The organism is Streptomyces sp. NPDC092369 (assembly GCF_044755245.1).
Lineage (GTDB): Bacteria > Actinomycetota > Actinomycetes > Streptomycetales > Streptomycetaceae > Streptomyces.
This window is the reverse complement of sequence record NZ_JBIVQP010000003.1, coordinates 827,296-848,867: the sequence shown is the minus strand read 5'-3', so window position 1 is coordinate 848,867 and position 21,572 is coordinate 827,296. Positions and strand designations below refer to the sequence as shown.

General features: G+C 70.2%; 19 protein-coding genes. 8 read left to right on the top strand and 11 right to left on the bottom strand.

What is annotated here, in order from left to right; all coding sequences use genetic code 11:
• Positions 1-102 precede the first annotated feature (102 nt).
• The 3 genes from ACIQI8_RS20715 to ACIQI8_RS20705 are packed head-to-tail and all read left to right on the top strand — an operon-like array spanning position 103 to position 1,889.
• Positions 103-999, top strand: a complete 897-nt coding sequence (locus tag ACIQI8_RS20715) for a MarR family transcriptional regulator (RefSeq protein ID WP_402352397.1) — start codon at positions 103-105, stop codon at positions 997-999.
• A gap of 58 nt (positions 1,000-1,057) precedes the next feature.
• The gene (locus ACIQI8_RS20710; RefSeq protein WP_185146059.1) at positions 1,058-1,456 is read left to right on the top strand and encodes a roadblock/LC7 domain-containing protein; all 399 of its coding nucleotides are present in this window, start codon (positions 1,058-1,060) and stop codon (positions 1,454-1,456) included.
• A 4-nt stretch (positions 1,457-1,460) separates the two neighbouring features.
• Entirely contained in the window at positions 1,461-1,889 is a 429-nt protein-coding gene (locus tag ACIQI8_RS20705) for a hypothetical protein (RefSeq protein WP_402352392.1), read from the top strand.
• Positions 1,890-1,919: 30 nt separating this feature from the next.
• Here the strand turns inward: ACIQI8_RS20705 and ACIQI8_RS20700 are convergent, their stop codons facing one another.
• From ACIQI8_RS20700 to ACIQI8_RS20680, 5 genes are all read right to left on the bottom strand, one after another.
• A complete protein-coding gene (locus tag ACIQI8_RS20700) occupies positions 1,920-4,256 on the bottom strand; it encodes an ABC transporter permease (protein WP_402352389.1) in 2,337 nt (778 codons plus the stop codon).
• Positions 4,253-4,942, bottom strand: a complete 690-nt coding sequence (locus ACIQI8_RS20695) for an ABC transporter ATP-binding protein (RefSeq protein WP_402352386.1) — start codon at positions 4,940-4,942, stop codon at positions 4,253-4,255. Before ACIQI8_RS20695 ends, ACIQI8_RS20700 begins: the two co-directional genes overlap by 4 nt.
• Positions 4,939-5,463, bottom strand: a complete 525-nt coding sequence (locus ACIQI8_RS20690; RefSeq protein ID WP_123998000.1) for a PadR family transcriptional regulator — start codon at positions 5,461-5,463, stop codon at positions 4,939-4,941. Before ACIQI8_RS20690 ends, ACIQI8_RS20695 begins: the two co-directional genes overlap by 4 nt.
• Positions 5,464-5,606: 143 nt before the next feature.
• Positions 5,607-5,849: a hypothetical protein gene (locus tag ACIQI8_RS20685; protein ID WP_402352383.1), complete on the bottom strand. Its 243-nt coding sequence runs from the start codon at positions 5,847-5,849 to the stop codon at positions 5,607-5,609.
• Positions 5,846-6,748 (bottom strand): SPFH domain-containing protein, encoded by a 903-nt coding sequence (locus ACIQI8_RS20680; protein WP_402352380.1) that lies wholly within the window; start codon positions 6,746-6,748, stop codon positions 5,846-5,848. Before ACIQI8_RS20680 ends, ACIQI8_RS20685 begins: the two co-directional genes overlap by 4 nt.
• Positions 6,749-6,995: 247 nt before the next feature.
• Here ACIQI8_RS20680 and ACIQI8_RS20675 point away from each other — a divergent pair, with 247 nt between their 5' ends.
• Positions 6,996-9,452, top strand: coding sequence for a transglycosylase domain-containing protein (locus ACIQI8_RS20675; protein ID WP_402352377.1), 2,457 nt, complete (start codon positions 6,996-6,998; stop codon positions 9,450-9,452).
• Between the two features lie 20 nt (positions 9,453-9,472).
• Here ACIQI8_RS20675 and ACIQI8_RS20670 read toward each other — a convergent pair whose 3' ends face one another.
• The 4 genes from ACIQI8_RS20670 to ACIQI8_RS20655 form a co-directional block, all read right to left on the bottom strand.
• On the bottom strand, positions 9,473-10,936 hold the full coding sequence (locus ACIQI8_RS20670) for a catalase (protein WP_402352374.1): 1,464 nt from the start codon (positions 10,934-10,936) through the stop codon (positions 9,473-9,475).
• 109 nt (positions 10,937-11,045) lie between these two features.
• A complete protein-coding gene (locus ACIQI8_RS20665) occupies positions 11,046-13,172 on the bottom strand; it encodes a SpoIIE family protein phosphatase (protein WP_402352371.1) in 2,127 nt (708 codons plus the stop codon).
• A 325-nt stretch (positions 13,173-13,497) separates the two neighbouring features.
• Positions 13,498-14,193, bottom strand: coding sequence for a DUF402 domain-containing protein (locus tag ACIQI8_RS20660; RefSeq protein ID WP_402352368.1), 696 nt, complete (start codon positions 14,191-14,193; stop codon positions 13,498-13,500).
• Between the two features lie 83 nt (positions 14,194-14,276).
• Positions 14,277-15,662, bottom strand: coding sequence for a class II fumarate hydratase (locus ACIQI8_RS20655; protein WP_402352365.1), 1,386 nt, complete (start codon positions 15,660-15,662; stop codon positions 14,277-14,279).
• Between the two features lie 287 nt (positions 15,663-15,949).
• Here ACIQI8_RS20655 and ACIQI8_RS20650 point away from each other — a divergent pair, with 287 nt between their 5' ends.
• On the top strand, positions 15,950-16,579 hold the full coding sequence (locus ACIQI8_RS20650) for a PASTA domain-containing protein (RefSeq protein ID WP_402352362.1): 630 nt from the start codon (positions 15,950-15,952) through the stop codon (positions 16,577-16,579).
• A 74-nt stretch (positions 16,580-16,653) separates the two neighbouring features.
• On the opposite strand, the gene ACIQI8_RS20645 is transcribed toward ACIQI8_RS20650, so the two are convergent.
• Positions 16,654-18,318: a fumarate hydratase gene (locus tag ACIQI8_RS20645; RefSeq protein WP_402352359.1), complete on the bottom strand. Its 1,665-nt coding sequence runs from the start codon at positions 18,316-18,318 to the stop codon at positions 16,654-16,656.
• Between the two features lie 167 nt (positions 18,319-18,485).
• Here ACIQI8_RS20645 and ACIQI8_RS20640 point away from each other — a divergent pair, with 167 nt between their 5' ends.
• The gene (locus tag ACIQI8_RS20640) at positions 18,486-19,193 is read left to right on the top strand and encodes a DUF1707 domain-containing protein (RefSeq protein WP_402352356.1); all 708 of its coding nucleotides are present in this window, start codon (positions 18,486-18,488) and stop codon (positions 19,191-19,193) included.
• A gap of 173 nt (positions 19,194-19,366) precedes the next feature.
• A complete protein-coding gene (locus ACIQI8_RS20635) occupies positions 19,367-19,744 on the top strand; it encodes a WhiB family transcriptional regulator (RefSeq protein WP_123997989.1) in 378 nt (125 codons plus the stop codon).
• A gap of 68 nt (positions 19,745-19,812) precedes the next feature.
• Here ACIQI8_RS20635 and glpX read toward each other — a convergent pair whose 3' ends face one another.
• Positions 19,813-20,847, bottom strand: a complete 1,035-nt coding sequence (gene glpX / locus ACIQI8_RS20630; RefSeq protein ID WP_402352353.1) for a class II fructose-bisphosphatase — start codon at positions 20,845-20,847, stop codon at positions 19,813-19,815.
• A gap of 118 nt (positions 20,848-20,965) precedes the next feature.
• Between glpX and ACIQI8_RS20625 the strand changes: the two genes are divergently transcribed.
• Entirely contained in the window at positions 20,966-21,523 is a 558-nt protein-coding gene (locus ACIQI8_RS20625) for a DUF4245 domain-containing protein (RefSeq protein WP_402352350.1), read from the top strand.
• Positions 21,524-21,572 lie beyond the last annotated feature (49 nt).

Here is a 21,572-nt window from a genome sequence, read left to right as displayed (position 1 = left end):
GACAGGTTGGAAACCCCCAGCCGGAATATGCGCCCGGACTGATACACCTTCCCCCCTGAGCGCTACGCGTCAGGCGTATGTGCGACACGGCTGGGGGGCGCGATGTCGGGGTACGACCTCCTGGCGCGGTCCCTCGTCGCGTGCGGGCGGGAGGGGCTGACGGGGGAGCTGCGGGTGGCGGGGGCGCCCGGCGGGGCCTTCCATCTGCGCGACGGGCTCGTGGTCGCCGTGGAGTCGCCCGGGGCGCCGGGACCCGAGGCGTTGCTGCTGCGCTCGGGGCGTATCGACGGGGAGCAGTGGGCCGCGCTGGTGCGGGAGGCGGGGGGCGCGCGCTGGCCGGTCGCCGGGCTGATCGCGCACGGGTACGCGGGGGCCGCGCAGCTGCGGGTGATGTGCGTGATGGCCTTGCAGGACGCCGCGTTCGCGATCGCCGCGGGCGGTGTCCACGGCTGTGAGCGCACCGAGGGGGACGTGGGGCCGCCGGCCCCGGTCGCCGTCGGTGAGCCGCCCGGACGGCTGCTCCAGGACGCCTCCCGCAAGCTCGCCGCGGTCGCCGCCATGCCCCGGCCCGTCCACCCCGACCGCGAGCGGCCCGTGCCCGCCGCCGGCTGGGCCGACGGTCCGCTCACCCAGTTGCGGAGCGAGCTGCTCGCCCACGCGGACGGCCGCCGTACCGCCCGTGACCTCGCCTTCCGCACCGGACGCGGGGTCTACACCGTCACCGTCGAGGTGGCCCGCATGCTCGCCGAGGGGCTCCTGGAAACCCCGGGACCGCCCCCGCCGATCGTCGTCCGCACCCCGCCCGGGGGTGTCCGGCAGCGCACCCCGCCGCCCGCGCCCCCGCCGCCCGTGCCCGCCGCGCCGCGCGCCGTCGAACTGCCCCGGCGCAGCCCCGGCGCCAGCGGCATCACCGAATCACTCGCCCCCTCGCTCGCCCCGGAGAAGCACGGCGCGAGCTGGAAAGGGTTCTTCCGGCTGCGGAACGGAACCTCGAAATGAGCGAAGCCCGAAATGAGAAAACCGATCAATTGCGAACGGAATATGGGGAGTTGATTCCATGGACCATGAAGCGCTGACCCTGGAAATGCGCGGACTGCGCGAACAGGTGGCCGGCATCACCGACACGGCGCTCGCGGCCGCCGACGGACTGCTCATCGCCGCCGACACCGCCGACTCCATCGATCCGGAGGGCCTCGCCGCCCTCGCCGCGGCCGGCGTCGGCCTCGCCCGGCGCACCGCGGCGGCCACCGACCGCGGCACCCTGCGGCGGACGGTGACCTACGGCAGCCACGGCTGCGCGGCCTTCTACGCCGTCGGCGACGCCGCCCTGATGGTCGTACTCGGAGACGAGGGCATCGACGTGGACCACCTGCACCGGGCGACCCGGCAGGCGCTGCACCGCATCGACCTGATCCTCACCGAGAAAGCACCGGAAAAAGCACCAGAAGGAGTCTGAAGGGATGGCGACGAAGCGCATGACCCCAGGTTTCTCCGACCAGGTGATGGGCCTGGTCAAAGCACTCCGCACCGATGCCCCCGACTGCGTGGCCTCGGGCGTGGTCGACATGTCCACCGGGATGCTGCTGTCGTACGAGACGGTGGACAACCACCCGCCAGAGGTCCTCGACCTGCTGGCGGGCGCGACCCTCGACCTGTTCCAGGGCCGTACGGTCGTGATGATCGAGGACGTCTTCAAGGAGCGCCGCGGGATCACCAGTGACCACCACTTCTTCCAGGAGATCCTCGTCAACAGCGAGAACCTCACGCATCTGTTCGTGCGGATGACCGAGCAACAGGACGTCGTCGCCGTGGTCGTGTGCCGCAAGTCGGTGAACGTGGGCATGCTGTTCGCCCAAGTCCGCCGGGTGGTACGGGAGTACGGACTCTGACCGGAGCGAGCGGAGGGCTGCGGGCGGCTGCTACTCCGTGCGCAGTCCGTCCGGCCGCATCATGCGCAGCAGGGGCGGCAGGCTGAGCAGGGTCACGGCCAGGACGATCCCCGCGCCGACGCCCGTCATCTGCAGCACGCTCGTCCAGTCCACGCGCACCTTCGTGTCCGTCATCCGCAGCAGCACCGCGCCCAGCGTCAGCCCGACCGCCGACGCGAGCGCCAGCCCCAGGGCGATCGGGATGGCCGTCTGCCACAGCACCGACAGGCTCAGCGTGCGCCGCCGGGTGCCGAAGGCGACCAGCGCCGACAGCAGCTTCTTGCGCTCGCGCAACTGCTCCAGCTGGGACACCAGCAGACTCGCCCCGATCAGCGCCAGCACAGCCGCGGCGCCGACGAACAGGCCGGTGCGGATGGAGGTGTACTTGTCCGACCGCTGGGTGGCCGACCAGGTCATCGGATCCGTCATCGGGTTGATGGCGGTCGCCGTGTTGCGGACCAGGTCCTGCACATCGGGCACCGACTGGTCGAGGCTGAGATAGACCTGCCCGCTCAGGCCCGCCAGGGTGGTGGCCGGCAGTGCCTTCGGGGTGACCAGGAAGCCGCCCCGTTCGTAGCCGGTCATGTCCTTGCGCGGATCGGCGGTCTTCACGCCGGCCGGCAGCTGCCAGGGGATCTCCTTGCCGCGCGTGGAGTCACCCTCGTAGCTCGGGTCGAGGTACAGCGTCCCGCCCGCCTTGGCGAGCTTGGGCGTGTCGTTGTCGTACTCGACGTTGCGGACGGCGAAGACGTCGCCCTCGTGGCAGGAGGACAGGCGGGCCACCTCGCGCAGCGCCGCACAGGTGCCGACGGTCATCGAGGTGGAGCGCACCGGATCCTTGCGCCGGTCGCCGAGGGTGCCGTCGGAGTAGACGTCGACGGAGCGCACGCCCTCGGTCGCCTTGAACTTGGCGCCGGCCTCGGCGGTCGACACCCCGCTCGGCAGCGTCACCTGCATCTGCGCCCGCGTCACATCGAGGCCGGTGTCCCTGGTGTAGTCGCCGTCCACGCCCGCGAACAGCATCTGCAGCGCGATCGCCCCGGCCACCGCCACCGCGATGCCGTTGACCATCCGGGCCGCCGAACCGCTGCTCAACTGGAGCCTGCGCACGGCCAGTTGCCAGGCGACTCCGCCCGAGCCGAGCCGGGCGACGACCGCCTCCACGATCCACGGCAGCAGCGCGGTGATGCCGACCAGGAGCAGCATCACGCCGCCGATGACGAGGTACTGGTTGAAGTCGCCGTTGGTGCGGCCCTGCCCGATCATCGGGTAGAGCATCGCGAGCCCGGCCAGCGGCAGCAGCAGCCGCCACCACAGCCGGCGCCGGGCCGGCTTCGCCGTACGGACCACGCCGAGCGGTTCGATGACCACCCCGCGCATGGCCAGCAGCGTCACCAGCACCGCGGCCGCCGGCACCGCGAGGGCGACCAGCAGGGCGAGCGCGGGGGAGGGGTTGAGGTAGCTCGGGAACACACTGACGTCGAAGACCTCCATGGAGCCCGCGATCTGCCGGCCGATCATGAAGAACCCGGCGCCGAGCACCAGTCCGAGCACCGAGCCCGCGAGCGCCTCGCCGGCCGCGATCCGCCGGGTCATCCCGCTGTCGGAGCCCACCAGCCGCAGCGCCGCGAGCCGCCGGTCGCGCCGCTCCCCGCCGAACCGCACGGCCGCCGCGATGAAGACGGCGACCGGCATCAGCAGCGCCACGAACACCACCAGGACCAGCAGGAGCAGTACGGGGTCCATCGCGTCGGACGAGGGGTCCGGGTCCCCGAAGTGGTCGATGCGCTCGACCCGGCCGCCGTCGATCCTCGCCGCGAGGTCGTCGGCGCCCCGGTAGAAGGCGAGTTCGGCCGAGCCGATCAGTCCGCTCTCGCCGATCGTCCCGACGATCTTCTGCGGCAGCCGCTCGCGCAGCAGCTTCCCGTCGGAGGAGTCCAGGAGCCTCTTCAGCTTGGGGGAGACGACCATCTCGCCCGCCCCCGGGAACTTCGCCACACCGGGCGGCAGCGGGGACTTCGGGCCCTCCGGCTGCAGCGCGCGGCCCCGGACGTCCTTGTCGCGGAAGGTCGTACCGACGTTCGCGACGATCACGGTGTCGTCGGCCTTCTTGATCCTCTTCGAGGTGTACGTGATGTCGCTGCGCGCGGCCTCCCGGTCGTGCCGCACGCTCAGCGCGTTCGGCAGGGCGGTGGTGAGCAGCAGCAGCGCCACCCCGAGCCCCACGCCGACGGCGGTCAGCAGAGCCCGTACCCAGCCCTCGCGCCCGCCGGCGAAGGCGAACCGCACCCCCATGGCCAGATCCCTGACCACCTGCCGCGCGTTCATACGGCCCGCTCCATGTCCCGGGACTTGCCGTCCCGTACGACGATCTCGCGGTCGGAGTACGCGGCCACGCGGGCCTCGTGCGTGACGAGGACGACGGCCGCGTTGGTGGACCGGGCCGCGTCGGTGAGCAGCTCCATCACGCGCTCGCCGTTGAGCGAGTCGAGCGCGCCCGTCGGCTCGTCGGCGAACAGCACGCGCGGACCGGTGACCAGCGCGCGGGCGACGGCGACGCGCTGCCCCTGTCCGCCGGACACCTCGCCGGGGCGCTTCTTGCCGAGGTCGTCGACCTCCAGGCGCTCCATCCAGGTCAGCGCGGCCCGCTCGGACTCCTTGCGGGAGGTGCCGTTCAGCCGCAGCGGCAGGGCGACGTTCTCCACGCAGGTGAGCTCGGGCACGAGCTGGCCGAACTGGAAGACGAAACCGAACTCGGAGCGCCGCAGCTGACTGCGCTGCGCGTCGCTCATGGTCGCCATCTCGCGACCCTGGTACGTGATCGAGCCCGAGTCGGGCGGCACGATGCCGGCCAGACAGTGCAGCAGCGTCGACTTGCCGGACCCGGAGGGGCCCATCACGGCGACGACCTCGCCTGGGTGGATGGAGAACTCGGCGCCGTCGAGCGCGAGGGTGGGGCCGTAGGCCTTGCGCAGGTCCTGGGCGGCCAGCAGGGAACCGGGCGGAGGAGTCACTTGGCCACCGCCTCACGGAGCTTGTCGAGCCGGGCGGCCGTCAGCTCCAGCCAGCGCAGATCGGCTTCCAGGTGGAACAGGGCGTGGTCGCAGACCAGTTGGTCCGCCAGATCGCCCCGCCGCTTGCGGTCGGTCAGGATGCGCATGCTGCGCAGGTGCTCGGAGCGCTGGCTGTCGAGGATGTCGGCGGCCTCGCGATGGGTGAGCAGCGCCAGGACGACCTTGGTGTAGAGGGTCGACTGGAGGTACTCCTCCGGCTTCTCCGGCGTCGCCAGCCACCGCTCCACGTCGGTGATGCCGGCGTCGGTGATCGCGTATCTCTTGCGCTCGGGGCCGCCGCCGGCCTCGATGCCGTCGACTTCCACGAGCCCGTTCTTCAGCAGTCGGGACATCGTCGAGTAGACCTGGCCGTAGTGCAGCGGCCGGTCGTGACCGAACTTCTCGTCGAAGGCCCGCTTCAGGTCGTAACCGTGGCGCGGGCCGGACTCCAGGAGCCCCAGGAGGGTGTGACCGATGGACATGCCAAGCACTCTACACACGGTGTATACGCCTCATGTATACGCGGTGTGTGTAGATCATGGCGGGGCGTACGGGTGCGCAGGTGGGGGCCGATTGTCACGGTTCTGCTACATGGATCCGGCGGTCTGCGCCCAGGTGTCCGGGGTCAGGACTCGCGGTCGGTGGGCGGGCGGCCTCGGCGCGGGATCGGTCCCGCCTGGTCCGGCAGGCGGCCGGCCTCTTTCAGCGCCTTCCGCAGCAGGAACTCGATCTGTGCGTTGGCCGACCGCAGTTCGTCTCCGGCCCACCGGGCCAGGGCCTCGTAGACGGACGGGTCCAGCCGCAGCAGCACCTGCTTGCGCTGCTGCGGCCGGCTCTGCGGGGCCGAACCCCCGGCGGAATCCGTCATTGGTAGAGGGTCCCCGTGTTGAGGACGGGCTGGGGCGCGCGGTCGCCGCACAGCACCACCATCAGGTTCGACACCATCGCCGCCTTGCGCTCGTTGTCCAGCTCCACGATGTCCCGCTCGGAGATCCGCGCGAGCGCCGCCTCGACCATGCCGACCGCTCCGTCCACGATCTGCCGCCGGGCCGCCACGACCGCGCCGGCCTGCTGCCGCTGGAGCATCGCCGAGGCGATCTCGGGAGCGTACGCGAGATGCGTGAAGCGGGACTCGATGATCTGGACGCCGGCCGCCTCCACGCGCGCGTGCAGTTCGACGGCGAGCTTCTCGGTGATCTCCTCGGCGTTGCCGCGCAGTGAGAGGCCGCCCTCGTCGTGGGCGTCGTAGGGGTACTCGATGGCGATGTGGCGGACCGCGGCCTCGGTCTGGGTGGCCACGAACTCCAGGTAGTTGTCCACCTCGAAGGTCGCCTGCGCGGTGTCCCGCACCTTCCAGACCACCACCGCGGCGAGCTCGATCGGGTTGCCGTAGGCGTCGTTGACCTTGAGGACGGCGGTCTCGTGGTTGCGGACGCGGGTGGAGATCTTGGAGCGCGAGGTGAAGGGGTTCACCCAGCGCAGCCCGTCCTGGCGGATCGTGCCGCGGTAGCGCCCGAAGAGCTGGACCACGCGCGCCTCGCCGGGCGCGACCGTGTTCAGTCCGCGCAGCGAGATCAGCGCGGCCAGCAGGACGAGGACACCGCCGACGGCGAAGCCGGGGCTCGCCGAGGCGGCCACGAACAGGCCGACGGCGGCCAGGATCCCGACCAGCCCGAGCAGCAGCGCGAGCCCGCCCCCGATGCTGTGCGCGGTGAACTCCCGCACGTGCGGGGCGGGCATCTCGGGCACGTCGGCGGGTGTGGACATGATGGATTCCCCGTTCTGGAATGCATATCGCGGCTCTAGCCAAGTGATATCACTTTACCCTCCAGGGCAACCCTTCACGCCTCTCGGCCGTCGGTTCCGTTGGGACGGGTGCTGATTCTCACGTCCGGTAAAGGACGGATCTGCGGGCCTGTGTCACAACTCCCGGTGTTAGCTTTCTGAGCTGACTTGAGCGGCGAACCTGTGTGGCGTGTGAGCACACATGACCGAAGCGGAGCGGAACGGACCAATGGGACGGGCGGAAGAGAGACGAGCGCGACAGCGCGGCGGACGCCGCGCGGCGCCCCCTACGCGCTCGTCCGAAGAGACGGCGCCGACGGCCGGCGCGAACCCCTCCGGGACGGCGTCCACGGCGTCCACGGCGTCCACGGCGACCACGGCCACCACCGAGGCCGAGCCCACCGTCATCGGCGGCCGGGCCGCGGCCCGCAAGGCGGCCCAGGCCGAGGCCAAGGGCCGGGGCAAGAAGGGCAAGACCGGCAAAGGCAAGAACGACAAGAGCTTCCTGCGCCGGATGTTCACGTGGAAGAAGATCGTCGGAACCGTCTTCGGGCTCTGTCTGCTCGGCATGGGCGCCTTCATCGCGATGTACATGATGATCGACATCCCGGCGGGCAACGCCGACGCCGAGCTGCAGAGCAACGTCTACAAGTACAGCGACGGCAGCCTGCTCACCCGTGACGGCGAGCGCAACCGCGAGATCGTGGATCTGGCCAAGGTGCCCAAGAAGGTCCAGTACACGTTCGTCGCCGCCGAGAACAAGACCTTCTACCAGGACGGCGGCGTCGACCTGAAGGGCACCGCCCGCGGTCTGCTCAACACGCTCTCCGGCAAGGGCACCCAGGGCGGTTCGACGATCACCCAGCAGTACGTCAAGAACTACTACCTCACCGCCGACCAGACCGTCACGCGCAAGCTGAAGGAACTGGTCATCTCACTCAAGCTGGACCGCGAGAAGTCCAAGGACTACATCCTCGCCGGCTACATCAACACCAGTTACTACGGCCGTGGCGCGTACGGCATCCAGGCCGCCGCGCAGGCCTACTACCGCGTCGACGCCGACGAGCTCACGGTCGAGCAGGGCGCCTACCTCGCCGCGCTGCTCCAGGCGCCGAGCCAGTACGACTGGGCCGTCGCCTCGGACACCGGCAAGGAACTGGTGAAGGCGCGCTGGAACTACGTACTGGACAACATGGTCGGCCAAGGCTGGCTCGACAAGGCCAAGCGCGCGGAGATGCAGTTCCCGGTACCCAAGGAGCCCAAGGCCGCGCCCGGGATGGGCGGCCAGACCGGCTACCTGGTGGACGCGGCCAACGACCAGCTGGCCAGGCAGCTCGTCGCGCAGGGCACCGCCGACAACGTGAACGACGCCGTCACCATGGTCAAGGCGGGCGGCTGGACCATCACGCTGAACATCGACAAGAAGCGGCAGAAGGCGCTGGAGAGCGCCGCCAAGTCGCAGCTGACCAGCAAGCTGGACCCGAAGAAGCGCAAGGTCGACGCGGACGTCCAGGCCGGCGCGGTGTCGGTGAACCCGAAGACGGGAGCGGTCGTCGCGCTGTACGGCGGCACGGACTACTACAAGCACTACCGCTCCAACGCGACCCGCGTGGACTACCAGCCCGCGTCGACGTTCAAGCCGGTCATCCTCGCCGCCGCCCTCGACGAGGACGCCAAGACCCAGTCCGGCAAGGCGATCTCCGCGAACACGATCTACGACGGCACCAGCAAGCGCCAGGTCGTGAACAACGGCACCAAGGTCGGCTTCGCCCCGGAGAACGAGGACGACCAGAACTACGGCCCCATCACCGTCCAGACGGCGATGAACAAGTCCGTCAACTCCGTCTTCGCGCAGATGGGCGTCGACGTCGGCATGGACAAGGTGCTCAAGGTCGCCGACCAGATGGGCATGGACACCGCCAAACTCAAGTCGGTGCCCGCGCAGACCCTCGGCACCATGGGCGCGAGCCCATGGCAGATGGCCGGTGTGTACGCGACCCTCGACAACCACGGCAGACAGGTCACCCCGACCATCATCAAGTCGGTCGAGAACAGCAAGCGTCAGGTGAAGCTGCCGGATCCGATCGGCGCCCAGATCGTCAGCCGCGAGGCCGCCGACACGGTCACGTCGGTGCTGACGGGCGTGGTCGACGACGGTACGGCCAAGGTGTCGGTGCGGGACAACACCAAGCGCGACGGGCGCAAGGTGGCCGGCAAGACGGGCACGTCGGACGAGAACCTGTCGGCCTGGTTCACCGGCTACACGCCCGACCTGGTCACGTCGGTCGGCCTGTTCGGTGAGGCCGCGAAGGGCGGCGCGCACGTCCCGATGTACAAGGCGGGCGGCTTCCCACGCGTCAACGGCGGTGGTTTCCCGGCGCAGATCTGGGCGACGTACACCTTCGGTGTCTCGTCCAAGAGCGCCAAGTTCGACCTGGACACCACGCAGGGCGCGGCCGTCCAGCCGAGCACGACGCCGACGGTCTCCGAGACGCCGAGTCAGACGCCGAGCGAGTCGGCGACGACGTCCAAGCCGCCGACGAGTTCGGCCCCGCCCAGCCAGACGCCGACCACCTCGGCGCCGGTCGAGACCCCGAGCCAGACACCGACCACCTCACCACCGGCCTCCACACCGGTGGAGACACCGACGGAACCGGAGAACCCGCTGGGGGACGACGAGCAGTAGGTACGACGTCGGCGGGGACGTCAGTCCCCGTCGACCTCGGCGGCGATCCGCTCGCCGAGGTCCTTGTCGATGGTGCGCCAGTACTGCAGGGCGCGGTCGAGGACCGGGCGGGACACGTCGGCCTTGAGATGCCCGCTGACGTTCGAGACCAGCCGGTCGCGGGCCGCGTCGTCGAGGACCTCGCGGACCATGGTGCCGGCCTGGCCGAAGTCGTCGTCCTCGCGGTGCAACTTCGTTGCCTCGCGCACCAGTTCACCGGCGGTCTGCCAGCTCGCCGGGTCGCCGAACCGCCCGTAGTCGGCGGCGGGACCGCCGTAGGAGTTCGGGGCGTACGGCCGGGCCGCGTTGGACGCCTCGTACCGCATCGGGCCGTCCTTGGCATACGAGTTGACCTGCGAGTGCGGTCGATTCGGCGGCAGCTGGGCGTAGTTGGGGCCGATCCGGTACCGGTGGGTGTCCGGGTAGGAGAACAGCCGGCCCAGCAGCATCTTGTCGGGGGAGGGGCCGATGCCCGGGACCAGGTTCGAGGGCTCGAAGGCGGCCTGCTCGATGTGGACGAAGTAGTCGTCCGGATTCCGGTTCAGGGTCATGCGGCCGACGTCGATCAGCGGGTAGTCCCCGTGCGGCCAGACCTTCGTCAGGTCGAAGGGGTTGAAGCGGTAGTCCGCCGCGTCCTCGAACGGCATGATCTGGACCTTCAGGCTCCAACTCGGCGCGTTCCCGGACTCGATCGACTCGTACAGATCGCGGCGGTGCTTGTCCGCGTCGCTGCCGGCCAGCTCGTCGGCCTCGGCCTGGGTGAGGAACTCGATGCCCTGGTCGGTCTTGAAGTGGTACTTCACCCAGAACCGCTCACCGGCGCCGTTGATCCACATGTAGGTGTGGGAGCTGTAGCCGTTCATGTGGCGGTACGTCTTCGGGATGCCCCGGTCGCCCATCAGCCAGGTCACCTGGTGCGCCGACTCGGGGGAGAGCGTCCAGAAGTCCCACTGCATGTCGTTGCTGCGCAGCCCGGTCACCGGATGGCGCTTCTGCGAGCGGATGAAGTCCTGGAACTTGATCGTGTCCCGGACGAAGAAGACCGGGGTGTTGTTGCCCACCAAGTCGTAATTGCCGTGCTCTGTGTAGAACTTGAGCGCGAAGCCGCGGGGGTCGCGCCAGGTGTCGGGCGAGCCCTGCTCACCGGCCACGGTGGAGAACCGCGCCAGCATCTCGGTGCGTCTGCCGGGCTGGAAGAGGTCCGCCTTGGTGAACTGGCTGACGTCGTTGGTGACGTCGAAGAACCCGTACGCGCCGCTGCCCTTGGCGTGGACCACGCGCTCGGGGACCCGCTCCCGGTTGAACTGGGCCATCTTCTCGATGAGGTAGTGGTCCTGGAGCAGGATCGGGCCGTCCGACCCGACGGTGAGCGAGTGTTCGTCGCTCTCCACGGGGATGCCCGCGTTGGTCGTCGTGTACGGAACCTGCTGGGGTGCCTGCGTCACGATTGTCCTCCCGTCCTCGGGTGAGGGGTAGGTCAGGCGCTTCGCGTACCCCAGCAGTCAACGCCTCCAGCATGATGTCGGCAACTTTTGGAATTGATCCAGACTTGACTCAGTTCCGGTTCAGCTCGAACCAGACCACCTTGCCGGTGCTGAGCCGGGTCGCTCCCCACCGTCTGGCCAGTTTGTTCACCAGATACAGCCCGCGACCGCCCTCGTCGGTGGCCCGCGCCTGCCGCAGCCGCGGCAGCTGCGGCACGTCGTCCCCCACCTCGCAGCGCAGCACGTCGGTGCGCAGCAACCGCAGGGTGACCGGCCGGGAGGCGTACCGCACGGCATTGGTCACGACCTCGCTGACCAGCAGCTCGACCGAGTCGCTCATGTCCTCCATGCCCCAGCGGGACAGCGCTCGGCGGGCCAGCCGGCGGGCCCGGCCCGGGGCCGCGTCCTCCGGTTCGAGGAACCAGTACGCCACGTCGCTCGGCGCGATCCCGTCGAAGCGGGCGGCGAGCAGCGCGATGTCGTCGTCCCGGTCGCCCGGGCCGAGCATGTCGAGCACCTCGTCGCAGAGGGCTTCCAGCGGCGGCGGATGGTCGGGGCCGGTCAGCTGCGCGGTCGCGGCGAGCTTCTCGCGCAACTGCTCTATACCGGTCCAGACGTCCCGCAGGCGGGACTCGACCAGGCCGTCGGTGTAGAGGAGCAGGGTGGCCCCTGCGGGCGCGTCCAGCTCGACGGCCTCGAAGTCCACGCCGCCGACGCCGATCGGGGCGCCCGGCGGCACCCGCAGCACCTCGGCCCGGCCGCCCAGGTGGAGCAGGACGGGCGGCGGGTGGCCGGCGTTGGCGATGGTGATGCGGTGCGATACCGGGTCGTAGACCGCGTAGAGGCAGGTCGCCATGCGGTCGGTGCCCAGGCGCTGGGCCTGTTCGTCCAGGTGGTGCAGGACCTCCTGCGGGGGCAGGTCGAGGCCGGCCAGCGTCTGCGCGGTCGTGCGCAGCTGGCCCATGATCGCCGCGGAGGTCATGGAGTGGCCCATGACGTCGCCGACGACGAGCGCCACGCGGCTGCCGGGCAGCGGGATGGCGTCGTACCAGTCGCCGCCCACCCGGGCCGTCTCGGCGGCCGGGAGGTAGCGGGAGGCCAGCCGGACGCCGGTGGGGCGCGGAAGCGTCTCGGGCAGCATCGTGCGCTGCAGCTCGTCGGCGATGTAGGCCTCGCGGCCGTACAGCACCGCCTTGTCGATGCCGAGCGCGCTGTGCGTGGCCAGTTGGGCGGCGACCAGCAGGTCGTCCGGCTCGAAGGCGATGCGCTCGGGGCGGCGCAGGAAGAGCGCGGCGCCGATCACCCGGCGCCGGCCGCGCAGCGGGGCGAGGATCGCGCGCTGGCCGCCGGGCACGCTGAACTCGCAGCCGTCACCGAGCAGTTCGGGCAGGGCGGCGCGGGCAGCGGGGGCGTCCGTGAAGACGGGGCGGACCCCGCGCAGCACCTCGGCGAGCGCGCTGCCGGGACGGACCTCGCACAACTCGGCGCCGAGCAGGTCCAGTTCGGTCACCTCCGCGGGCTCCGGCTGGAGCGCGGGCGTGAACCCGGCCTCGCTGTCCCGCTCCGCCGGTATCCGGTCGGTACGGCGCAGCCGCAGCAGCAGCGGACCCGTGGGCCGCTCGTCGCCGACCGGCAGCGGGTCGCGCAGATAGACCAGGATCGCGTCGGAGAACGTCGGCACGGTGGCCCGGCACAGCCCCATGACGATCTCGTCCAGGTCGATGCCGCGGGCGATCCGCCGGGTGGCGGCGCCCACGAACCGCAGCCGGTCCCCGTCCCGCCGCATGGGCGTGGGGCGCCCGGGCGGCAGTCCCTGCCCGGTACGGCGCTCGGCGTCGCCGGAGTTCTGCGACCCGGCCTGCTCGGCGCCGGGCTGGACCGGGATGCCCTCGGGGGCGGGCCGCGGCCGGTGCGTGTCCGGCTCGGCGACGGCGGGCTGCGAGTGCTCGGAGCCGCCCGGGCCCGCGGAAGTGGCCGGATCCGTGCTCTTGCCCGTGCCCGTGCTCTTGTCCATGTCCTTGTCACACGGATGCGCCGTGCCCGGTGTCGACGGTGTCTCGCCCGTGCGCGCCTGTGCGGGTAAGGCGGCCGAGGGCGACGCCGTCGCCGGTGTCGGGGTGTGCAGGAGCGCCCCGCGGGGGTCAGCGGGGTCGACGCCCGGCTGCGGGCGCTCGAAGGAGATGGGGTGCTCCGTCACGCGTGTCGAATCCGTCCGTCCGGGGCTGCGCGCCGCGCGCGCAGTTCGTCCCGCAGAAAACCCGATACCCGGAATGTGTGTCCCAGGAACGGAATTCCCGCGTGGTCAGAAGCTGTTCCTGCGCCACCGGCGCACCGTCTGCGGCTCCCAGGGCCAGGGCCCGCGTCCACGCAGTCCCTGTCGGTGTTGCCCTCGTACCCCTCGCTCACGTCCTGCCGCCCCTCGGTGACGATCGGTCAAGCCCAGCGCATGCTCCGGGAGTTGCTACTGCGCGCCCTTGCGGAGGACGATCCTACGGTTGCGGACCGGGGGCGCATCAAGGGTCTCATGTGGACATGTGCGCGGGCATACGGTCCCAGCCCTCCGGGAGTGACGGTACATCCCACGACGGATCCGGGCGCCAGTGCTGCCATCCGTCGCAGAACGGCGGGCCCCAGGCGCGGATCACGTCCACCGCCGAGCGCCCCGCCTCCCGCACCCCCTCGGCGACCTCGGCGTCCATCAGCCCGTCCCGCTGGGCCTGCGCGAACTCGTCCTCGTCGCGCCAGTGCCAACTGCGGTCCGGGTGCACGGAGATGTCGAGGAAATGGTCCTCGGAGTCGACGCCGCCGGCCCACCGGACCAGCGGTGTCTCCAGGTTCACGTACCAGTTCTTGAACCGCCAGCCCGGCTCCCAGAACAGCCACACCGACCAGGGCTCACCCGGCCGCGCGAGCTTCAGCACGCCCGTGCCGAACCAGGTGTCGAGCTGGACGGTGCGCGGCTTGGTGTAGCGCGACTCCAGCGGCTCCTGGTGCACCGGCGTACCGTCGCTGAGCACCGGCTTCACACACTCGGTGCCGGGCGCGAGCCACACGGCGAGCAGCTCGGCGTCATCACGTACGACCGTGACGGGGCGCGCGATGTGAAAACCCGGTCCCGCGTTCTCCCGGTAGCGCCACAGGATCTGACTCCCGGGGGCCCAGAATCCCGCCGAACCGCCCGCTTCCGCTTCAGCTCTCACCGCTCCGCCCTCTGCCATGCACAGATATTAGGTGCCACAGGCATACGACGCTGCGGTCCGCGTCACGGTTCACGAACACTGTGGTTCTGGTTCGCAATCGGTTACGGGTGCGTCATGCGCAGGACATCCAGGGCCTCGTCGAGCTGTTCGACGGTGAGGTCGCCGCGTTCGACGTACGGGCCCTCCAGCACCACCTGGCGGATGGTCTTCCGCTCGGCCAGCGCCTTCTTGGCGACCTTGGCGGCCTCCTCATAGCCGATGTACTTGTTGAGCGGGGTCACCACGGACGGGGAGGACTCGGCGTACTCGCGGGCCCGCTCGCGGTGGGCCACGATGCCGTCGATCGTGCGGTCGGCCAGCAGCCGGGAGACGTTGGCCAGCAGCCGGACCGACTCCAGGACGTTCTTCGCGATCACCGGCAGCATCACGTTGAGCTCGAAGTTGCCGGCGGCGCCCGCGGCGGCCACGGTCGCGTCGTTCCCCACGACCTGCGCGGCGACCATGAGCACGGCCTCCGGGACGACCGGGTTGACCTTGCCGGGCATGATCGAGGAACCGGGCTGGAGGTCCGGCAGGGAGATCTCGGCGAGGCCGGTGCGCGGCCCGGAGGCCATCCAGCGCAGGTCGTTGGAGATCTTGGTGAGGGAACCGGCGATCGTCCGCAGCTGTCCGCTGGTCTCCACGACGCCGTCCCGGGCGCCCTGCGCCTCGAAGTGGTTGCGGGCCTCGGTGAGCGGGAGGTCCGTGGCACGGGCCACCTCCTCGATCACGGCCGCGGAGAAGCCGGGCGGGGTGTTGATGCCGGTGCCCACCGCCGTGCCGCCCAGCGGCAGCTCGGCCAGTCGGGGCAGCGAGGCGTGCAGCCGCTCGACGCCGTACCGCACCTGGGCCGCGTAACCGCCGAACTCCTGGCCCAGCGTCACGGGCGTCGCGTCCATCAGGTGCGTGCGGCCCGACTTGACGACGTCCGCGAACTCCTCGGCCTTGCGCTCCAGGGAGGCGGCGAGGTGCTCCAGGGCCGGCACGAGGTCGCGGGTGACCGCGGCGGTGGCGGCGATGTGCAGGGAGGAAGGGAAGACGTCGTTGGACGACTGGGAGGCGTTCACATGGTCGTTCGGATGGACGCCCCGGCCAAGACGCTCGGTCGCCAGGGTCGCGATGACCTCGTTGGTGTTCATGTTCGAGGAGGTGCCGGAGCCGGTCTGGAACACGTCGACGGGGAACTGGTCGTCCCAGTCCCCGCGCGCGACCTCCGCCGCCGCCTCCTGGATCGCCTCGGCGATGTCCTTGTCGAGCACCCCAAGGCGCGCGTTCACCTTCGCCGCGGCCCCCTTGATGCGGGCCAGCGCCTCGATGTGCGCGCGCTCGATGCGCTGCCCGGAGACGGGGAAGTTCTCGACGGCCCGCTGCGTCTGCGCCCGCCACTTGGCGTCGGCGGGCACGCGGACCTCGCCCATGGAGTCGTGCTCGATGCGGTAGTCGCTCATGTCCCGTACAGCGATCGGCGCGGCGCGGATGTTCCGGACCAGGGCCGTTCTTCGCCTACTTCGCCCGAACGGGTTTCCGCCCTGTGACCCAGGTCTCAGAACGGCCGTGCAGCAGAAACGGATGTGTTCACGTCGAGGAGGGGTGACAGGAAGGGAGGAGCGTGTGGGGACCGACTTCAGGGCATCGGACTTACCGGCACCGGATTCTCCGGCATCTGACTTCCAGGAATTCGTGGCCGCCCGCTCGACCGCGCTGTTCCGGGGCGCCCTTGTCCTCACGGGCAACCGTGAGGCGCCTGACCACCGCTGCCCACCCGGGGACCGGCGACACCGCCGCCCCGGGGGACGAGTACGGACAGGTGGACAGCAGGGACCAGTTGCTGCGCGCCTTGCAGCAACTGCCCATGGACGGCGACGCACGGCCTTCCGGCCGCACACCTTTCGAAGAGGAACTGGTGAACGCCATGAACCGACTCGCGAACTCCGCCGAGACCCCCGCGTTCGACGCCCCCCGGATCGAGCGCCGCACCCGTCGCCGCCGTACCGCCGGCATCGCGGCGGTCGCCGCCGCGCTCATCGCGGCCGGCGGGGGCACGGCCCTGGCCACCTCGGTCGCGAGCAACGGCAGTTCGGCTCCGGCGTCGAGCACCAGCGGCCCGGCCACCGACGTCGCCGGCAGCGACGCCACCACCCTGCTCTACACCTTCGCCGACGGCACCCACATCCGGATGGAGGTCGGCGGCTATGACCTGCAGATGGCCAAGGCCGTCCTGGAGAAGACCCGGACGAAGCTCGGCGGCGTCACCAGGAAGGCGGTCAAGAACTGCAAGCCGGGCTCCGTGGTCGGGGTGTCGCCGCACGCTCCGAAAGCCGTCAAGCCGGGCGACACGGTCGACATCGTGCTCTGCGCCGGCTGACCGGTCCCGGCCCGGAACGACGACGCCCGCCCCTGCGTCAATCAGGGGCGGGCGTCCGTCACAGCATCACACCGTCACGCGAGACCGGGGCCGCGTACCGGAATCGTCGTGAACGTCGGGGCGGGCGCCGGGTCCTGGAAGAAGTCGTTGCCCTTGTCGTCGACGACGACGAACGCCGGGAAGTCCTCGACCTCGATCTTCCAGACCGCCTCCATGCCGAGCTCCTCGTACTCGACGACCTCGACCTTCTTGATGCAGTCCTGGGCGAGCCGGGCGGCCGGGCCGCCGATGGAGCCGAGGTAGAAGCCGCCGTGCGCGTCGCACGCGTCCGTGACCTGTTTGCTGCGGTTGCCCTTGGCGAGCATCACCTTGGAGCCGCCCGCGGCCTGGAACTGCTCGACGTAGGAGTCCATGCGGCCGGCCGTCGTCGGCCCGAACGAGCCGGACGCGTATCCCTCGGGGGTCTTGGCCGGACCCGCGTAGTACACCGGGTGGTCCTTGAGGTACTGCGGCATCTCCTCGCCCGCGTCCAGGCGTTCCTTGATCTTGGCGTGCGCGATGTCGCGGGCCACGACCAGCGGGCCGGTGAGCGAGAGCCGGGTCTTGACCGGGTACTTGGTCAGTTCGGCGAGGATGTCGTCCATCGGCTGGTTGAGGTCGACGCGGACGACGTCGGACTCGTCGAGGTGCTCGTCGGTGGTCTCCGGCAGGAAGCGCGCGGGGTCCGTCTCCAGCTGCTCAAGGAAGACGCCCTCGGCCGTGACCTTCGCCAGCGCCTGGCGGTCGGCGGAGCAGGAGACGGCGATGGCGACCGGGCAGGACGCCCCGTGCCGCGGCAGCCGCACCACGCGCACGTCGTGGCAGAAGTACTTCCCGCCGAACTGCGCCCCGATGCCGATCCGCTGCGTCAGCTCGAAGACCTTCTGCTCAAGGTCCTTGTCCCGGAAGCCGTGCCCCAGCTCCGAGCCCTCGGCCGGGATCTCGTCCAGGTAGTGCGCGGAGGCGTACTTCGCGGTCTTCAGCGCGTACTCCGCGCTCGTGCCGCCGACGACGATCGCCAGGTGGTACGGCGGGCAGGCGGCCGTGCCCAGCGAACGGATCTTCTCCTCCAGGAACTTCATCATGGAGCCCTCGTTGAGGACCGCCTTGGTCTCCTGGTAGAGGAACGACTTGTTGGCCGAGCCGCCGCCCTTCGCCATGAACAGGAACTTGTAGGCGCCGCCGTCCGTCGCGTACAGCTCGATCTGGGCGGGCAGGTTCGACCCGGTGTTCTTCTCGTCCCACATGGTCAGCGGGGCCATCTGCGAGTACCGCAGATTGAGGTTCAGGTAGGCGTCGTGGATGCCGTGGGAGAGCGCCTTCTCGTCCTCACCTTCGGTGAGGACGTTCTGCCCGCGCTTGCCCATGACGATCGCCGTACCGGTGTCCTGGCACATGGGCAGCACGCCCGCGGCCGCGATGTTCGCGTTCTTCAGCAGGTCCAGGGCCACGAACTTGTCGTTGCTCGACGCCTCGGGGTCGTCGATGATGCGCCGCAGCTGCGCCAGGTGCGCGGGCCGCAGATAGTGCTGGATGTCGTGGATGGCCTCCGCGGCGAGCTTGCGCAGCGCCTCCGGCTCCACCTTGAGGAAGGTCCGCCCGTCGGCCTCGAAGGTGGAGACACCCTCGGAGGTCACCAGCCGGTAGGGGGTGGTGTCCTCTCCCATGGGGAGCAGATCGGTGTACGCGAACTCAGGCATTTAGCCCATTCCTCACTTGACGGACGGTTGGCCCACCGACACTGGCGGGCGCTCACCAGCGTAGAACCTGCCACTGACACGGTTCTTGTGAGGTAGTCCTCAGTTGGCTCGAGTTGGTTGTCCACACCCCCTAGTCGCGATCTATCGCGTTTGGGTACCCTGCTGTCGTGGACCTTCAGAAGCAGCCTCAGCAGCAGGACACGGCACCGCGTGCCGCCACCCCGGAGGTCGTCGAGCTGCGCGCCTCGGACGCCGACCGGGACCGTATCGCCGACATCCTGCGCGAGGCCCTCGCCGAGGGCCGGCTCACTCCCGACGAGCACGCCGAGCGGGTCGAGGGCGTGCTCGCCGCCAAGACGGTGGGTGAGCTGGAGGTCTTCGTCCGGGACCTGCCGGTCGCGCACCGCCGTGCGGCTCCTTCCTATGCCACCGACCGACCCACCCCGGGCGCGGTACCGGCGGAGCCCGACGACAACGTGGTGGCGGTCTTCAGCGCCGCCGTCCGCAAGGGCCGCTGGCGTGCCGGGCGCCGGATCCACGCGTACTCGATCTTCGGCTCGGTGGAGATCGACCTCAGCGAGGCGATCTTCGAGTACCAACAGGTCATGATCAAGGTCGTCTCGGTCTTCGGGGACGTCCAGATCCGTGTCCCGGAGAACGTGTCGCTGCGCGGCACCGGCGGCGGTGTGCTCGGCAACTTCGACGTGGACAACCTCGACGCGGAGGACCCGGAGGCACCCGTCGTGTACGTCGACGGGTGGGCCGTACTGGGCAATGTCGAAGGCCGACCGAAGCGCGGCAAGCTCGTCGCGGACATCATCGATCGGGTTCAGCGCAAGGTCGACAAGAATTTGCGCAAGCACTTGGGCCGTTGACGGTTGCGAATCGATCGGTTTCCGGAGGGAGTTGGTCCACCCCCGGTCGGGCCGACACGCGGCTGCGGCGGCCCGAATTCCAGCGGTTCGGAACTCAGTGCATAGGCACGCGCACAGCGGGTAGGCCTTGCTGCATCGTCTCTCGCTCGCGAAGCCGTCGTCAGGAGTAGACCGTGCTGCAACCGCCGCATTCGTCCCTGCAGGTCGCTGCCGTTCCGGCCCAGCGGGTGCCAGTGCGGGACAGGGACCAAGACGCACCCTGGCACACCGAGGCGGTGTGCCGGCGCGACGAGGCCGGCCTGTTCTTCGCACCGTCCAAGGAACCCACCGCCGCCCGACTCTCCCGGGAGGCGGCCGCGAAGCGCGTGTGTGCCGGCTGTCCGGTCATGGTCGAGTGCCGAGAACACGCACTGCTGCAACCCGAGCCCTACGGAGTCTGGGGCGGACTCACCGCAGCGGAACGCCGGGTGGTCCTGGCCCGCAGGCGCCGCCGCGACATGGAATTGAAGAAGGCGGCCAGAGCGTCGGGCCGCATAGCGCAGGCAGGCTGACACACGCGAAGGGCGCCCCCACCGCACCGGGGGCGCCCTTCGCGTTCTGAACCGGCCGTTGCGGGGCCCTACTTGGCGCGGTCGAAGTCGATCGCGCTGTACGCCCGCAGCTTGCTCAGCCGGTGCTCCGAGTCGATCCGCCGCACCGTGCCGGACTTGGACCGCATCACGATGGAGTCGGTCGTGGCGGTCTCCGAGCGGTACCGCACGCCCCGCAGCAGTTCCCCGTCCGTGATCCCGGTCGCGACGAAGAACACGTTCTCGCCCGACACCAGGTCGTTGGTGGTGAGCACCCGGTCCAGGTCGTGCCCGGCGTCCAGTGCCCGCTGCCGTTCGGCGTCGTCCTTCGGCCACAACTTGCCCTGGATCACACCGCCCAGGCACTTCACCGCGCAGGCCGAGATGATGCCCTCGGGGGTGCCGCCGACACCGAGCAGCAGATCCACGCCGGTGCCCTCGCGCAGCGCCAGGATCGAGCCCGCGACATCGCCGTCGGAGATCAGCTTGATCCGCGCACCGGTCTCCCGGATCTCCTTGATGATCCCGTCGTGCCGCGGCCGGTCCAGGACGACGACGGTGACGTCCTCGGGCGTGACCCGCTTGGCCTTGGCGACCCGGCGGACGTTCACCGAGATCGGGGCCTCGATGTCGACGAACTCGGCGGCCTCGGGCCCGGTGACCAGCTTGTCCATGTAGAACACGGCGGACGGGTCGAACATCGACCCCCGGTCCGCGGCGGCCAGCACGGCGATCGCGTTCGGCATGCCCTTGGCGTTGAGCGTGGTCCCGTCGATCGGGTCGACGGCGATGTCGCACTCGGGCCCGGTGCCGTCACCGACGCGCTCGCCGTTGAAGAGCATCGGCGCCTCGTCCTTCTCGCCCTCACCGATGACGACGACGCCGTTCATCGAGACGGTGGAGACGAGGGTCCGCATGGCGCGCACCGCGGCACCGTCCGCGCCGTTCTTGTCGCCGCGCCCGACCCAGCGGCCCGCGGCCATCGCGGCGGCTTCGGTCACTCGGACGAGCTCAAGGGCGAGGTTGCGGTCGGGGGCTTCGCTGGGGACTTCGAGTTCGGTCGGCAAGTGATGATGCTCGGTCATCGAGGCGCACCTTTCTGATACGACGACGGCCGGATGAGGGTTCGACCATCGACTCTATCGTCAGTCCGACAAAATGAGCAGGGGCCCCCACGGATGAGCGGGCCGGGCACCTGCGACGATGGGGCGCGTGGCAGGTTCGAACAGCGAGACCGGCAAGACCGGCGCGACCGGCAGGCAGAAGACGGTCCGGGACATGATTCTGTCCCTGGGCCTGATCATGATCGCGGCGGCGGTCATCTACGTCTTCATCCCGCACGACGACTCACCCCCGGACATCAAGCCGGTCGACTACCGCGTCGAGCTGCTCACCGCGCGCCGCGCCGCCTCCTATCCGGTGGCCGCCCCGGAGGGCCTGTCCACGGGCTGGAAGGCGACCTCCGTCCGCTTCCGCGGCGACGAGTTCGACGCCTGGCATCTCGGCTTCAACGCGCCCGGTGGTCAGTACGTGCAGGTCGAGCAGTCGACTCAGAAGGCGGGCGCGTTCATAAACGACGCCAGCCAGGGCGCCGAGGCGACCAAGGCCACCCAGCGGATCGACGGCCGCACCTGGACGCGGTACAGCGGCGGCCGCTACGACGCCCTCGTGCTGTCGGAGAAGGGCGCGACCACGGTGGTCGCGGGCACGGGTTCCTACGCGCAGCTGACGGAGATGGCGCGGGCGCTGAAGATGGAGTGACCTGCCACCCACGTACGACGAAGGCCCCCGGCGGATGTGCCGGGGGCCT

Bases quoted from the DNA above. Each gene is read 5' to 3' on its own strand.
- ACIQI8_RS20715 (WP_402352397.1), top strand. From the start codon at position 103: ATGTCGGGGTACGACCTCCTGGCGCGGTCCCTCGTCGCGTGCGGGCGG.
- ACIQI8_RS20710 (WP_185146059.1), top strand. From the start codon at position 1,058: ATGGACCATGAAGCGCTGACCCTGGAAATGCGCGGACTGCGCGAACAG.
- ACIQI8_RS20705 (WP_402352392.1), top strand. From the start codon at position 1,461: ATGGCGACGAAGCGCATGACCCCAGGTTTCTCCGACCAGGTGATGGGC.
- ACIQI8_RS20700 (WP_402352389.1), bottom strand. From the start codon at position 4,256: ATGAACGCGCGGCAGGTGGTCAGGGATCTGGCCATGGGGGTGCGGTTC.
- ACIQI8_RS20690 (WP_123998000.1), bottom strand. From the start codon at position 5,463: ATGTCCATCGGTCACACCCTCCTGGGGCTCCTGGAGTCCGGCCCGCGC.
- ACIQI8_RS20685 (WP_402352383.1), bottom strand. From the start codon at position 5,849: ATGACGGATTCCGCCGGGGGTTCGGCCCCGCAGAGCCGGCCGCAGCAG.
- ACIQI8_RS20680 (WP_402352380.1), bottom strand. From the start codon at position 6,748: ATGTCCACACCCGCCGACGTGCCCGAGATGCCCGCCCCGCACGTGCGG.
- ACIQI8_RS20675 (WP_402352377.1), top strand. From the start codon at position 6,996: ATGGGACGGGCGGAAGAGAGACGAGCGCGACAGCGCGGCGGACGCCGC.
- ACIQI8_RS20660 (WP_402352368.1), bottom strand. From the start codon at position 14,193: ATGGCAGAGGGCGGAGCGGTGAGAGCTGAAGCGGAAGCGGGCGGTTCG.
- ACIQI8_RS20655 (WP_402352365.1), bottom strand. From the start codon at position 15,662: ATGAGCGACTACCGCATCGAGCACGACTCCATGGGCGAGGTCCGCGTG.
- ACIQI8_RS20645 (WP_402352359.1), bottom strand. From the start codon at position 18,318: ATGCCTGAGTTCGCGTACACCGATCTGCTCCCCATGGGAGAGGACACC.
- glpX (WP_402352353.1), bottom strand. From the start codon at position 20,847: ATGACCGAGCATCATCACTTGCCGACCGAACTCGAAGTCCCCAGCGAA.
- ACIQI8_RS20625 (WP_402352350.1), top strand. From the start codon at position 20,966: ATGGGGCGCGTGGCAGGTTCGAACAGCGAGACCGGCAAGACCGGCGCG.